This is a genomic window from Pseudomonas sp. YQ_5, from assembly GCF_043103305.1.
Classification (GTDB): Bacteria; Pseudomonadota; Gammaproteobacteria; order Pseudomonadales; family Pseudomonadaceae; genus Aquipseudomonas; species Aquipseudomonas putida_Y.
Window position 1 is genome coordinate 159,471 of the sequence record NZ_JBICJS010000066.1, and the last position, 14,283, is coordinate 173,753.

Annotated in this window: 11 protein-coding genes; 5 read left to right on the forward strand and 6 right to left on the reverse strand. The window is 62.4% G+C overall.

Annotated features, from left to right (window positions below; all coding sequences use genetic code 11):
- Positions 1–7 precede the first annotated feature (7 nt).
- The 6 genes from prpD to ACF8EA_RS16970 form a co-directional block, all read right to left on the reverse strand.
- Positions 8–1,492, reverse strand: a complete 1,485-nt coding sequence (gene prpD, locus ACF8EA_RS16945) for a 2-methylcitrate dehydratase (protein ID WP_103444073.1) — start codon at positions 1,490–1,492, stop codon at positions 8–10.
- A 171-nt stretch (positions 1,493–1,663) separates the two neighbouring features.
- The gene (gene prpF / locus ACF8EA_RS16950) at positions 1,664–2,854 is read right to left on the reverse strand and encodes a 2-methylaconitate cis-trans isomerase PrpF (protein ID WP_021782877.1); all 1,191 of its coding nucleotides are present in this window, start codon (positions 2,852–2,854) and stop codon (positions 1,664–1,666) included.
- A 74-nt stretch (positions 2,855–2,928) separates the two neighbouring features.
- On the reverse strand, positions 2,929–5,517 hold the full coding sequence (gene acnD / locus ACF8EA_RS16955; protein ID WP_103444071.1) for a Fe/S-dependent 2-methylisocitrate dehydratase AcnD: 2,589 nt from the start codon (positions 5,515–5,517) through the stop codon (positions 2,929–2,931).
- 162 nt (positions 5,518–5,679) lie between these two features.
- Positions 5,680–6,807 (reverse strand): 2-methylcitrate synthase, encoded by a 1,128-nt coding sequence (prpC, locus tag ACF8EA_RS16960; protein WP_021782879.1) that lies wholly within the window; start codon positions 6,805–6,807, stop codon positions 5,680–5,682.
- Between the two features lie 60 nt (positions 6,808–6,867).
- Positions 6,868–7,758, reverse strand: a complete 891-nt coding sequence (gene prpB, locus ACF8EA_RS16965) for a methylisocitrate lyase (protein WP_012053054.1) — start codon at positions 7,756–7,758, stop codon at positions 6,868–6,870.
- Complete coding sequence (locus ACF8EA_RS16970) at positions 7,755–8,471, reverse strand: GntR family transcriptional regulator (protein ID WP_021782880.1); 717 nt, start codon at positions 8,469–8,471, stop codon at positions 7,755–7,757. Before ACF8EA_RS16970 ends, prpB begins: the two co-directional genes overlap by 4 nt.
- Before the next feature lie 306 nt (positions 8,472–8,777).
- Between ACF8EA_RS16970 and ACF8EA_RS16975 the strand changes: the two genes are divergently transcribed.
- The 5 genes from ACF8EA_RS16975 to ACF8EA_RS16995 all read left to right on the forward strand — a co-directional run bounded on the left by ACF8EA_RS16975 (position 8,778) and on the right by ACF8EA_RS16995 (position 14,196).
- Entirely contained in the window at positions 8,778–9,314 is a 537-nt protein-coding gene (locus ACF8EA_RS16975; protein ID WP_021782881.1) for an ATP-dependent zinc protease, read from the forward strand.
- 5 nt (positions 9,315–9,319) lie between these two features.
- Positions 9,320–10,855: an inactive transglutaminase family protein gene (locus ACF8EA_RS16980; RefSeq protein WP_392522692.1), complete on the forward strand. Its 1,536-nt coding sequence runs from the start codon at positions 9,320–9,322 to the stop codon at positions 10,853–10,855.
- Positions 10,855–11,835 (forward strand): alpha-L-glutamate ligase-like protein, encoded by a 981-nt coding sequence (locus ACF8EA_RS16985; RefSeq protein WP_021782883.1) that lies wholly within the window; start codon positions 10,855–10,857, stop codon positions 11,833–11,835. Before ACF8EA_RS16980 ends, ACF8EA_RS16985 begins: the two co-directional genes overlap by 1 nt.
- Positions 11,836–12,041: 206 nt before the next feature.
- Positions 12,042–13,382, forward strand: coding sequence for an aminodeoxychorismate synthase component I (gene pabB / locus ACF8EA_RS16990; RefSeq protein WP_392522693.1), 1,341 nt, complete (start codon positions 12,042–12,044; stop codon positions 13,380–13,382).
- A 79-nt stretch (positions 13,383–13,461) separates the two neighbouring features.
- Positions 13,462–14,196 carry a phosphoadenylyl-sulfate reductase gene (locus tag ACF8EA_RS16995; RefSeq protein WP_003250299.1) on the forward strand — a complete coding sequence of 245 codons (735 nt, stop codon included), beginning with the start codon at positions 13,462–13,464 and terminating at the stop codon, positions 14,194–14,196.
- The last annotated feature ends 87 nt before the right edge of the window (positions 14,197–14,283 follow it).

A 14,283-nucleotide genomic window follows, 5' to 3' on the forward strand; every position in this document is an offset into this window, starting at 1 on the left:
GGCCACCTCATATCACAAACAAATCCACGAACCTGTGCACCGCCATGCCTTCCAGTTTCTGCTGGTCCTTGCACAGTTCGAAAATCTGCTGACACCGCTGCCGGGCAAAGCGGGTCGCCAGGTTGGCCCTGAACTTGGCCTCCAGCAACGGTATCCCCTCCCCGCGCCGCCGGCGATGCCCGATCGGGTATTCCACCACCACTTGCTCGGTGCTGCTGCCATCCTTGAAGAACACCTGAAGTGCGTTGGCGATCGAGCGCTTGTCCGGCTCCAGGTACTCACGACTGAAGCGCGGGTCTTCCACCACCTCCATCTTCTCGCGCAGGCGGTCGATACTGGGGTGATTGGCATGGAAGGCGTCCTCATAATGCTCGGCCACCAGATGGCCAAAGATCAGCGGCACGGCCACCATGTACTGCAGACAGTGGTCACGGTCGGCGGCATTGGCCAGCGGGCCGCTCTTGGAAATGATGCGGATCGCTGATTCCTGGGTGGTGATGACGATGCGGTCGACTTCATGCAGACGGTTACGCACAAGTGGGTGCAGGGTGACTGCTGCCTCACAGGCGGTCTGGGCATGGAACTCGGCAGGGAAACTGACCTTGAACAGCACGTTTTCCATCACATAGCTGCCCAACGCCTGGGGCAGACGCAACTCGTACTGCCCGGCGGGCTTGAGCGCCAGGTCTTTGTTGGTATGGCTGAACGAAACATCGTAGAACCCCCACTGCGAAGCCGTGAGCACGCCCGGCACGCCCATTTCCCCACGCAAGGCGATGTCAGCCAGACGCACACCTCGGCTGGAGGCGTCACCGGCGGCCCAGGACTTGCGCGAACCGGCGTTGGGCGCGTGGCGATAGGTACGAAGGGCCTGGCCGTCGACGAAGGCATGGGACAAGGCCGAGAGCATCTGCTCACGATTGGCCCCCATCAGCCTGGCGCACACGGCGGTCGAGGCGACCTTCACCAGAATCACATGATCGAGGCCGACGCGATTGAAGGCGTTTTCCAGCGCCAGCACGCCCTGGATTTCATGCGCCATGACCATGGCCTCAAGCACGTCACGCATCGGCAGTGGCTTTTCACCCGCAGCAAGACGCTTCTGTGACAGGTGGTCAGCCACTGCCAGGATACCGCCGAGGTTGTCCGAGGGATGAGCCCATTCGGCGGCCAGCCAGGTATCGTTGTAGTCCAGCCAGCGCACCGTGCAGCCAATGTCCCAGGCGGCCTTGACCGGATCGAGGCAATAAGAGGTGCCGGGGACGCGAGCACCATTCGGGACCAGCGTGCCTTCCACCTGAGGACCAAGGAGCTTGGTGCACTCAGGGAAGCGCAAGGCGAGAAGGCCACAACCGAGGGTGTCCATCAGGCAGTTGCGCGCGGTGTCCAGGGCCTCGCGGGATTCGACCCGGTAGCCGAGGGCGTAATCGGCCAGGGTTTGTAGCACCCGGTCGTAATCCGGGCGGTCGTTGAGGTCTACGTTGGCGCTCATATCCAGCTCCCTTCAGAATTGCCGGGGCTGCTGTGCAGCCCTTCGCGGGCTTGCCCGCTCCCACAGGTTGACCACGGCATTCAGAACCTGTGGTTACCCTGTGGGAACGGGCAAGCCCGCGAAGGGCCGCTTGGCGGCCCCAACGAACTAAAGCCGAGCGCCAGTGGTGCGTTAGAAGCTGTCGCCAGGCACGCGAACCCAGCCCTCCATCAGCACGCGAGCACTGCGGCTCATGATTGCCTTGGTTACCGTCCACTCACCATTCACCTGGCGCGCCTCGGCCCCGACCCGCAGGGTGCCCGAAGGATGACCGAAACGCACAGCGCTGCGCTCGCCCCCGCCAGCGGCGAGGTTGACCAGCGTGCCCGGAATGGCCGCCGCGGTGCCAATTGCCACCGCAGCCGTACCCATCATGGCATGGTGCAGCTTGCCCATCGACAAGGCCCGCACCAGCAGGTCGATATCACCGGCCTGCACCGCCTTGCCACTGGACGCAGTGTAGGTGCTCGGCGGTGCGACGAACGCCACTTTCGGCGTGTGCTGACGCCCGGCAGCCTGGTCGACGTTGTCGATAAGCCCCATGCGCACGGCGCCATAGGCGCGGATGGTCTCGAAACGAAGCAGCGCCTGCGGGTCGCCGTTGATGGCGTCCTGTAGTTCGCTACCGGTGTAACCGATATCGGCAGCATTGACAAAAATGGTCGGGATACCGGCATTGATCAAGGTAGCCTTGAACGTGCCGACCCCCGGCACTTCCAGGTCATCGACCAGCTTGCCGGTGGGGAACATGGCACCGCCACCGCCGTCTTCATCGGCTGCAGGGTCGAGAAACTCCAGCTGCACCTCGGCCGCTGGGAAGGTGACCCCGTCCAGCTCGAAGTCACCGGTTTCCTGCACTTCACCTTCAGTGATCGGGACGTGGGCGATGATGGTCTTGCCGATATTCGCCTGCCAGATACGCACCGTGGCGATACCGTTGCGTGGAATACGCGCCGGGTCGACCAGGCCACTGCTGATGGCAAACGAACCGACCGCAGCGGACAGGTTGCCGCAGTTGCCACTCCAATCGACGAAGGCCTTGTCGATGCTGACCTGGCCGAACAGGTAGTCGACATCGTGTTCGGGCTTGATGCTTTGCGACAGGATCACGGTCTTGCTGGTGCTCGACGTGGCGCCGCCCATGCCGTCGATCTGCTTGCCGTAAGGGTCGGGGCTACCGATTACCCGCAACAGCAGCGCATCGCGGGCAGGACCTGGAATTTGCGCCTGCTCGGGCAGGTCCTGCAGGCGGAAGAACACGCCTTTGCTGGTGCCGCCGCGGATGTAGGTGGCGGGGATTTTCACTTGCGGTACATGTGCCATGTTCAATTCCTGTCTTGCACAGCCTCTGTAGGCGCGGGTTTGACCGCGCCTACACAGGACCGCGCTGCTCTTGGTTAGGCGGTCGCTTCGAGGAAGTCCTGGGCAAAGCGCTGCAGCACCCCACCCGCTTCGTAGATCGACACTTCCTCGGCGGTGTCCAGACGGCAGGTCACCGGCACCTCCAGGCGCTCGCCATTGGCGCGGGTAACCACCAGGGTCAGGGTCGCCCGTGGCGTACGCGCACCCAGCACGTCATAGGTCTCGCTGCCATCCAGCCCCAGGGTCTTGCGGTCGGTGCCCGGTTTGAACTCCAGCGGCAGCACGCCCATGCCTACCAGGTTGGTGCGGTGAATGCGCTCGAAGCCTTCGGCGACAATTGCCTCGACACCCGCCAGGCGCACGCCCTTGGCCGCCCAGTCGCGCGACGAGCCCTGGCCATAGTCGGCACCCGCAACGATGATCAGCGGCTGCTTGCGCTGCATGTAAGTCTCGATCGCCTCCCACATGCGGGTAACCTTGCCTTCCGGCTCGATACGCGCCAGCGAGCCCTGCTTCACGCTGCCATCGTCGTTGCGCACCATTTCGTTGAACAGCTTGGGGTTGGCGAAGGTGGCGCGCTGGGCGGTCAGGTGGTCACCCCGGTGAGTGGCGTAGGAGTTGAAGTCCTCTTCCGGCAGGCCCATTTTCGCCAGGTATTCACCGGCGGCACTGTCGAGCATGATGGCGTTGGACGGCGACAGGTGGTCGGTGGTGATGTTGTCCGGCAGCACCGCCAGCGGGCGCATGCCACGCAACGTGCGCTCGCCGGCCAGGGCGCCTTCCCAGTAGGGAGGGCGACGAATATAGGTGCTCATGGGGCGCCACTCGTACAGCGGCGCCACCTTCGGCCCACGGTCTTCCTCGATGGCGAACATCGGGATGTACACCTTGCGGAACTGCTCCGGCTTGACCGCTGCACGCACCACGGCATCGATCTCTTCATCACTGGGCCAGATATCCTTCAGGCGGATTTCCTTGCCATCGACCACGCCCAGCACATCCTTCTCGATGTCGAAGCGGATGGTGCCGGCAATGGCATAGGCGACCACCAGTGGTGGGGAGGCGAGGAAGGCCTGCTTGGCATACGGGTGGATACGCCCGTCGAAGTTGCGGTTACCCGACAGCACGGCGGTGGCATACAGGTCGCGGTCGATGATTTCTTGCTGAATCACCGGGTCCAGGGCACCGGACATGCCGTTGCAGGTGGTGCAGGCGAAGGCGACGATGCCGAAACCGAGTTGCTCCAGCTCTTTTTCCAGGCCGGCTTCTTCCAGATACAGTTGCACGGCCTTGGAGCCTGGCGCCAGCGACGACTTGACCCACGGCTTGCGGGCCAGGCCCAGCCTGTTGGCATTTCGTGCAATCAGGCCTGCAGCGATCACGTTGCGCGGGTTGCTGGTGTTGGTGCAGCTGGTGATGGCGGCGATGATCACCGCACCATCAGGCATTTGTCCCGGCACCTCTTCCCAGTTGCCGGCAATGCCCTTGGCGGCCAGGTCGCTGGTGGCGACACGGGCGTGCGGGTTGGACGGGCCGGCCATGTTGCGCACCACGCTCGACAGGTCGAAGCTGAGGGTGCGCTCATAGACGGCAGCGCCCAGGCTGTCGGCCCACAGGCCGGTGGCCTTGGCGTAGGTTTCCACCAGTTTGACCTGCTGCTCTTCACGGCCAGTCAGGCGCAAATAGTCGATGGTCTGCTGGTCGATGGCGAACATCGCCGCAGTGGCGCCGTATTCCGGGGCCATGTTGGAAATGGTGGCGCGGTCGCCCAAGGTCAGGGCACGTGCACCCTCACCATGGAACTCCAGGTAAGCACCGACCACTTTCTGCTTGCGCAGGAACTCGGTCAGGGCCAAGACCAGGTCAGTGGCGGTGATGTTCGGGGCCAGTTTGCCAGTCAGCTCGACGCCGACGATTTCCGGCAAACGCATCCAGGAGGCGCGGCCGAGCATCACGTTTTCGGCTTCCAGGCCGCCTACGCCGATGGCGATCACACCCAGTGCATCGACATGCGGCGTGTGGCTGTCGGTGCCGACGCAGGTGTCCGGGTAGGCGACGCCGTGGTCACTGTGGACCACCGGTGACATCTTCTCCAGGTTGATCTGGTGCATGATGCCGTTGCCCGGCTGGATCACGTCGACGTTCTTGAACGCCTTCTTGGTCCAGTTGATGAAGTGGAAGCGGTCTTCGTTGCGGCGGTCTTCGATGGCGCGGTTCTTCTCGAAGGCCTGCGGGTCGTAACCACCGCACTCGACGGCCAGCGAGTGGTCGACGATCAGTTGCACCGGCACCACCGGGTTGACCTGGGCCGGGTCGCCGCCTTTGTCGGCAATGGCGTCACGCAGGCCGGCAAGGTCGACCAACGCAGTCTGACCGAGGATGTCATGGCACACCACGCGGGCCGGGAACCACGGGAAGTCGAGATCGCGCTTGCGCTCGATCAGCTGGCTCAGCGAGGCATCGAGCGTAGCGGGGTCGCAGCGGCGCACCAGGTTCTCGGCGAGCACGCGTGACGTGTATGGCAAGCCGTCGTAGGCGCCGGGCTTGATCGCCTCGACCGCCGCGCGGGCATCGAAGTAGTCCAGGTCGGTGCCTGGCAGGTGCTTGCGGTATGCAGTGTTCATCATGGAATCAGGCTCGGTCACAGGAATCGGAAGGTTTCACCGTACCTGTGGGAGCAGGCGTGCACGCGAATGCGTCAGCAGGTGCAATAGGGTTGCCCGGTCGGGCGCATTCGCGGGCACGCCCGCTCCCACAAGGGAAACGGGCTGCCTCTCTGTAGCTATTCAGCGCTGCTCGATCGGCACGAACTGGCGCTGCTCGACGCCGACATACTCGGCGCTCGGGCGGATGATGCGGTTGTTGGCGCGTTGCTCGAAGACGTGCGCCGCCCAGCCGGTCAGCCGCGAGCAAACGAAGATCGGGGTGAACAGCTTGGTCGGAATGCCCATGAAGTGGTACGCCGAGGCATGATAGAAGTCGGCGTTGGGGAACAGGCGCTTCTGCTCCCACATGGTCTTGTCGATGGCTTCGGAAACCGGGTACAGCACTTTGTCACCCACTTCGTCAGCCAGCTGTTTCGACCAGCCCTTGATCACCTCGTTGCGCGGGTCGGACTCTTTGTAGATGGCATGGCCAAAGCCCATGATCTTGTCTTTGCGCTCGAGCATGCGCAGCAGCTCGGCGGTGGCTTCCTGCGGGCTCTGGAAGCGTTCGATCAGTTCCATCGCTGCCTCGTTGGCACCGCCGTGCAGCGGTCCACGCAGCGAGCCGATGGCTGCGGTAACGCAGGAGTACAAGTCAGACAGGGTCGAGGCACAGACACGGGCAGTGAAGGTCGAGGCGTTGAATTCGTGTTCAGCGTAGAGAATCAACGACACGTTCATGACCTTGACGTGCAGCTCGCTCGGCTTCTTGCCGTGCAGCAGGTGCAGGAAATGACCACCCAGGGTGTCTTCATCACTGGTGCAGTCGATGCGCACGCCATGGTGGGTAAAGCGGTACCAGTAGCACATCACGGCCGGGAACAGCGCCAGCAGGCGATCAGTCTTGTCGCGCTGGGCTTCGAAGGTCAGCTCTGGCTCAAGGGTGCCCATTACCGAGCAACCGGTACGCATGACGTCCATCGGGTGGGCATCGCGCGGGATGCGCTCAAGCACTTCCTTCAAGGCTTGCGGCAGGTCACGCAGGCCCTTGAGCTTGTGCTTGTAGTCGGCCAGCTCGGCCTGGGTTGGCAGCTCGCCGTACAACAGCAGGTAGGCGACTTCTTCGAACTCGGCACCGGCGGCCAGGTCGCGCACATCATAACCACGGTAAGTCAGCCCGGCACCGGCCTGGCCCACGGTCGACAGTGCAGTCTGGCCGGCCACCTGGCCACGCAGGCCTGCGCCACTGAGTACTTTTGCTTCGGCCATGGTGTTTCTCCTTTCTTGAATTTGTTATGGATGCTTTCTGGCTAATTCGGGCGCTGGCGCTTAGCCCTTCTTCTGGGCAAACAGTGCATCGAGGCTCTGCTCGAAGGCGTGATAACCAATGGCATCGTAGAGCTCCATGCGGGTCTGCATGGTGTCGATCACATTCTTCTGTGTGCCGTCACGGCGCAGCGCGGTGTACACGTTCTCGGCCGCCTTGTTCATGGCACGGAACGCCGACAGCGGATACAGCACCAACGACACGTCGACCGAGGCCAGCTCTTCGGTTGTGTATAGCGGCGTGGCACCGAACTCGGTGATGTTGGCCAGGATCGGTGCCTTCACCCGATCAGCGAAAGTCTTGTACATCTGCAGTTCGGTGATGGCTTCCGGGAAGATCATGTCGGCACCAGCCTCGACGCACGCCTCGGCACGGTCCAGGGCGGCGTTCAGGCCTTCGACGGCCAGCGCGTCGGTACGCGCCATGATCACGAAGCTGTCATCGCTGCGGGCATCGACGGCAGCTTTGATACGGTCGACCATTTCCTGCTGGCTGACAATTTCCTTGTTGGGACGGTGGCCACAACGTTTGGCGCCAACCTGGTCCTCGATATGGATGGCGGCAGCGCCGAACTTGCTCATCGAGCGCACGGTACGGGCAACGTTGAAGGCCGAAGCACCGAAGCCGGTGTCGACATCCACCAGCAGCGGCAGGTCGCACACGTCGGTGATACGACGCACGTCGGTGAGCACGTCGTCCAGGCCAGTGATGCCCAGGTCTGGCAAACCCAGGGAGCCGGCGGCCACGCCACCACCAGACAGGTAGATGGCCTTGAAGCCGGCACGCTTGGCCAGCAACGCATGGTTGGCGTTGATGGCGCCAACCACCTGCAGCGGATGTTCAGCGGCAACGGCGTCACGGAAACGCTGACCGGGGGTGCTCTTGACTGTCATTTCTCACCTCGTGTGCTGTTGTTGTGGGCGTCCAGGTAGTGACGCTCGATATTGCGCTTGGACGCGCCGATGTGGCGACGCATCAGGAGTTCGGCCAGTTCGCCGTCACGGTCGGCGATGGCATCAAGAATGCGATGGTGCTCGGCAAAGGCCTGGCGTGGCCGGTTGGGCGTGGCGGAGAACTGGATACGGTACATGCGCACCAGTTGGTACAGTTCGCCGCAGAGCATCTTGACCAGGGTCTGGTTGCCGCTACCCTGAATAATCCGGTAATGGAAGTCGTAGTCGCCTTCCTGCTGGTAGTAGCCCAGGCCGGCCTGGAACGCGGCATCGCGCTCATGGGTGTCGAGCACCCGGCGCAGTTCGTCGATGTCGGCCTGGCTCATGCGTTCGGCGGCCAGGCGGCAGGCCATGCCTTCGAGCGACTCGCGGATTTCGTACAGCTCGATCAGCTCGGCGTGGTTGAGCGATACCACCCGCGCGCCCACATGCGGCACACGCACCAGCAGGCGCTGGCCTTCAAGGCGGTGGATAGCCTCGCGAAGCGGCCCGCGGCTGATGCCATAAGTGCGCGCCAGTTCCGGCTCGGAGATCTTGCTGCCGGGGGCGATCTCACCCTTGACAATGGCCGCCTGGATGCGCCGGAAGACGTTTTCGGAGAGGGTTTCCGTTTCGTCTGTCAGCACCGGGCCGGGGGTGGAAAGGTCCTGCATATTGTCGACACCTTTTAAAACTCTTCGTCAAAAACTAGCCAATCAAGACCAGCAAGTCAAAGACAAAATGAAAATTGTCGACAATCGTCTAATCGCGAACTAACACCACGTCAACGCTGTCAGATCGCGCACCGCTGGCGTCAAGACGTCGGCGTGATAGAATGCCGCGCCTCCGATGGGGTATGGATAGCCTGTCTGTCATGCATTCATGCTTGCTGACAGATAAACGAGGAAGCTTGCGCAGTAATTGCCAGTCACCTTGACCTGAACCTTGCCTAGAACCTTGCAATGCACCGCGCCAGGAATATGAGACTTACACCCGTTTTATTGCTGCTGTGCCTCACCCTGCTGCCGGCCCTTGGCCAGGCTGCGGGCAAGACCGTGTATGGTCTCAACGAATACGCGCATTTGGGCGACCTGGACCTGGAAGTGGCCGCCAAGCTCGACACCGGTGCCAAGACCGCGTCGCTCAGTGCCCGCGACATCAAGCGGTTCAAGCGCAATGGCGAAAGCTGGGTACGCTTCTACCTCGCCATCGATGCGGCCCATTCGCACCCGATCGAACGCCCACTGGCACGCGTCAGCAAGATCAAGCGCCGAGCCGGCGACTATGATGCCGAATCGGGCAAGGCCTACACGGCCCGCCCGGTCATCGAACTCGAAATCTGCATGGGCCAGGCCAGGCGCACCATCGAAGTCAACCTCACCGACCGCAGCGCCTTCCAGTTCCCGCTGCTGATCGGCTCCGAGGCGCTCAAGCACTTCGATGCACTGGTTGACCCAAGCCTTAAATACGCGGCCGGCAAACCTGCCTGTGCCACCGACGCTCCCAAAGCAGAGTAATCCCGATGCGCTCTCTTACCCTCCATCTGAAAGTCCTGATCACCGTGCTGGTGCTATTGGGCGTGGCGGTCACGGCTTATCAGATCTTCGTGCTCGGCATCCCGGTGACCGAGGATGAAACCGACGACCTGTGGAACATCGACGCCAAGGTCGAGTTCGTGGCCAACAGCAAGGACCCGGTCAAGGTGCAGATGTTCGTGCCACCGCTGAACCGCGACTATGTCAGCCTCAACGAGAGCTTCATCTCCAACAACTACGGGGTGAGCATCAACCGTGCCGACGGCAACCGCAAGGTTACCTGGTCGGCACGTCGTGCCAGCGGCAACCAGACCCTCTACTACCGCCTGGTACTGACCAAACGCTATAGCAGCGAGAAGACCAAGGTCAAAGGCCCGACTTTCCGCGACAGCCTGGCCGTCGAAGGCCCCGAAAAGATCGCCGCCGAAGCCCTGATGGCGCCTATACGTCAGCACTCGGCCGACGTCGAGACCTTCGTCAGCGAGACCATCAAACGGGTCAACAACCTCAACGACGACAACGTCAAGCTGCTGCTGGCCGGCGACACTTCGGCGATGAAGAAGGCCCAGGTCATCGACCTGCTGCTGTCGATCGCCCACGTGCCGATGGAGAAAGTGCACACCATCCGCCTGCTGGCCGACACCCCGCAAACCCCGGAACTGTGGCTGCGCAGCTTCAACGGCGACGACTGGCTGTACTTCAACCCGGACACCGGTGAGCAAGGCCTGCCGAGCGACCGCCTGCTGTGGTGGACCGGTGACGACAACCTGATCACCATCGATGGCGGCAAGAAGGCCAACGTCACCTTCAGCATGAACAACAGCGAGATGAACGCCATCCGCCTGGCCAAGCTGACCGACGAGAACACCGACGCCGACTTCCTCGAATACTCGTTGTACGGCCTGCCGCTGCAAACCCAGCAAACCTTCATGATCATGGTCATGATCCCGATCGGCGTGCTGGTAATTCTGGTGCTGCGCAACCTGATCGGCATCCAGACACTGGGCACATTCACCCCGGTGCTGATCGCCCTGGCGTTCCGCGAAACCCAGCTGGGCTTCGGTATTGTGCTGTTTACGGTGATCACTGCCCTGGGCCTGTCGCTGCGCTCGTATCTGGAACACCTCAAGCTGCAGATGCTGCCACGCCTGTCGGTGGTATTGACCTTTGTCGTGGTGCTGATTGCCGCCATCAGTCTGTTCAGCCACAAGCTGGGCCTTGAACGCGGGCTGTCGGTAGCGCTGTTCCCGATGGTGATCCTGACCATGACCATCGAACGCCTGTCGATCACCTGGGAAGAGCGTGGTGGCGGCCATGCCATGAAAGTGGCCATCGGCACCTTGTTCGCCGCCTCCCTGGCACACCTGCTGATGATGGTGCCGGAGCTGGTGTACTTCGTGTTCACCTTCCCGGCGGTGCTGCTGATCCTGGTGGGCTTCATGCTGGCGATGGGCCGCTATCGCGGCTACCGCCTGACCGAGCTCGTGCGCTTCAAAGCCTTCCTGAATAAGGCTGACTCCTGATGTTTGGTCTGATCAAGACGTGGAAAGCCCTGGAGGCCCGGGGCATCATGGGGATCAACCGACGTAACGCGGACTACGTGCTGAAGTACAACAAGCGCAGCCTGTACCCGATCGTCGACGACAAGATCATCACCAAGGAGCGCGCACTGGCAGCCGGCATCCATGTGCCGGAAATGTACGGCATCATCGAGACTGAAAAAGAGATCGAGAAGCTCGACCAGATCATTGGCGGGCGCAGCGATTTCGTCATCAAGCCGGCGCAAGGCGCCGGCGGTGATGGCATTCTGGTAATCGCCGACCGCTTCGAGGACCGCTACCGCACGGTGTCGGGCAAGATCATCAGCCACGAGGAAATCGAGCACCAGATTTCCAGCATCCTCACCGGGCTGTACTCCCTCGGCGGGCACCGCGACCGCGCGCTGATCGAGTACCGCGTGACCCCGGACCAGATATTCAAGAGCATCAGTTACGAAGGCGTGCCGGACATCCGCATCATCGTGCTGATGGGCTACCCGGTGATGGCCATGCTGCGCCTGCCGACTCGCCAGTCCGGCGGCAAGGCCAACCTGCACCAGGGCGCCATCGGCGTGGGTGTCGACCTGGCCACCGGCGTGACCCTGCGCGGCACCTGGCTGAACAACATCATCAGCAAGCACCCGGACACCACCAACGCGGTCGACAGCGTACAACTGCCGAACTGGGACGGTTTCATGAAGCTGGCCGCTGGCTGCTATGAACTGTGTGGCCTGGGCTATATCGGCGTGGATATGGTGCTTGACCAGGACAAGGGCCCGCTGATTCTGGAGCTCAACGCCCGCCCGGGGCTGAACATCCAGATTGCCAACGATTGCGGCCTGACTCAGCGCACCCATGCCATCGAGGCGCATATCGAAGCACTGGCCAAGGACGGTGTGACCGAAGACGCCGAACAGCGGGTACGGGTAGCACAGGGTCTGTTCGGGCATGTGCCTAACCGCTGAAATACAGGGCTGCTTTGCAGCCCATCGCAGCACAAGGTAGCGCCTGCAAGCACTGCACTGGGTTCAAGCGCTTCGCTCGACCTGCAGGCGCTACCTTGTGCTGCGTACGGGCCAAACACAATGTTGAATGTCGTACCCAGCGCTAGGCGCTTTTCCTGCACAGGTCTACAATCGCCCTCCTCGCTTTTACATCGCCGTCCATACTGATGCCGACCTGCACGCTACACCCCCTGCCCTACCAGCCCGACCCTGCCGCCTATTTCGCCCACCTGCGCCAGGCACCCGGTGCGATCCTGCTCGACAGCGCCCGCCCCGGCGCCGAGCGCGGTCGTTTCGACCTGATAAGCGCTTGGCCGCTGCAACACCTGAAGGCGCAGCCCGATGAAGATGGCCGCGCCTTCCTCCAGCGCCTGCGCGCTGGCCTGGCACAACTGGGCCACGCCAACTTGCCCAACGGTGTAGAACTGCCCTTCGCCGGCGGCCTGATCGGCTACCTGAGCTACGACTTCGGCCGCCGCCTGGAACATCTGCCAAGCCTGGCTGTGGACGACCTCGGCCTGCCTGACGCACAACTGGGGCTGTATGCCTGGGCACTGGTCAGTGATCATCTGCTTGGCACCAGCCAGCTGGTGTTCCATCCGAGCCTGGCAGGTGACGAACGCGAACGCCTGATCAGCCTGTTCCAGAACACAAGCGCTACCATCGGCGACTTCCGGCTGCTCGCACCGATGGCCGGCGACCTGGCGCCCGAGCAGTACAAAACAGCGTTCGACCAGGTACAACGCTACATTCAGGCCGGTGACTGCTACCAGATCAACCTCACCCAACGCTTTCGCGCGCCCTGCCAAGGCGATCCATGGCGGGCCTACCAGGCCCTGCGCCAAGCCTGCCCGACACCCTTCTCCGGCTACCAGCAACTGGCCGACGGCAGTACCCTGCTGAGCTTTTCGCCCGAGCGCTTCATCCGCGTCAGCCAAGGCCAGGTGGAAACCCGGCCGATCAAAGGCACCCGCCCACGCGCCAGCGACCCGGCTGAAGACAAGCGTAATGCCCAAGAGCTGCTGCACAGCCCGAAGGACCGCTCGGAAAACCTGATGATCGTCGACCTGCTGCGCAACGATCTGGGGCGCACGTGTGAGATCGGCTCAGTGAAGGTGCCGGAACTGTTCAGCCTGGAGAGTTACCCCAACGTGCACCATCTGGTCAGCAGCATCACCGGCCAGCTGGCCAGCGGCAAGGATGCGCTGGACCTGATCGGTGACAGCTTCCCAGGCGGCTCGATCACCGGCGCACCGAAAATTCGCGCCATGCAGATCATCGATGAACTGGAACCATCGCGCCGCGCACTGTACTGCGGCTCGCTGCTGTATGTGGATGTACGCGGCGAAATGGACAGTTCGATCGCCATTCGCAGCTTGCTGATCAAAGATGGCCAGGTCAGTTGCTGGGGCGGCGGCGCGGTGGTAGCCGACTCGCAATGGCAGGCCGAGTATGAAGAGTCGATAGCCAAAGTGCGGGTGCTGATGCAGACCCTGCAGGGCTTGTGAGCCCTTCCAGACCGCATTTTTTTGTTACCATCCCCCTACTACGAGCGCACAGCGCCACAGCCAAGATGGAAACCGCCTGATGAGCCAACCCTTCGACGTCGCCGCCCTCGCCGCGACCTATGCCAACAAGTCCCCGCAGGACATTCTCAAGCTTGCCTTCGAGCACTTCGGTGATGACTTGTGGATTTCCTTCAGCGGCGCCGAGGATGTGGTGCTGGTCGACATGGCCTGGAAGCTGAACAAGCAGGTAAAGGTATTCAGCCTCGACACTGGGCGCCTGCACCCGGAGACCTACCGGTTCATCGACCAGGTACGCGAACAGTACAACCTGCCGATCGAGATCCTAAGCCCAGACCGCGCCAAGCTCGACCCTTTCGTCAAGGAAAAGGGCCTGTTCAGCTTCTACAAGGACGGCCATGGTGAGTGCTGCGGCATTCGCAAGATCGAGCCACTGCGACGCAAGCTGGCCACCGTCAGCGCCTGGGCCACCGGCCAGCGCCGCGACCAAAGCCCGGGCACCCGCAGCCAGGTGGCGGCACTGGAGATCGACAGCGCCTTCTCCACGCCTGAGCGCACGCTGTACAAGTTCAACCCGCTAGCACAGATGAGCAGTGAAGAGGTATGGGGTTATATCCGCATGCTCGAGCTACCGTACAACAGCCTGCACGAGCGCGGTTTCATCAGCATTGGCTGCGAGCCGTGCACCCGCCCGGTGCTGCCAAACCAGCATGAGCGTGAAGGGCGCTGGTGGTGGGAAGAGTCGACGCAGAAGGAATGCGGGTTGCATGCGGGCAACCTGATCAGCAAGGCTTAAGCTAGTCTTGGCGGTCTGTAGGAGCGGGTTTACCCGCGAAGAAGACACCGCGGTGGATGGCACGGGCTTCGCCCGTATTCGCGGGCA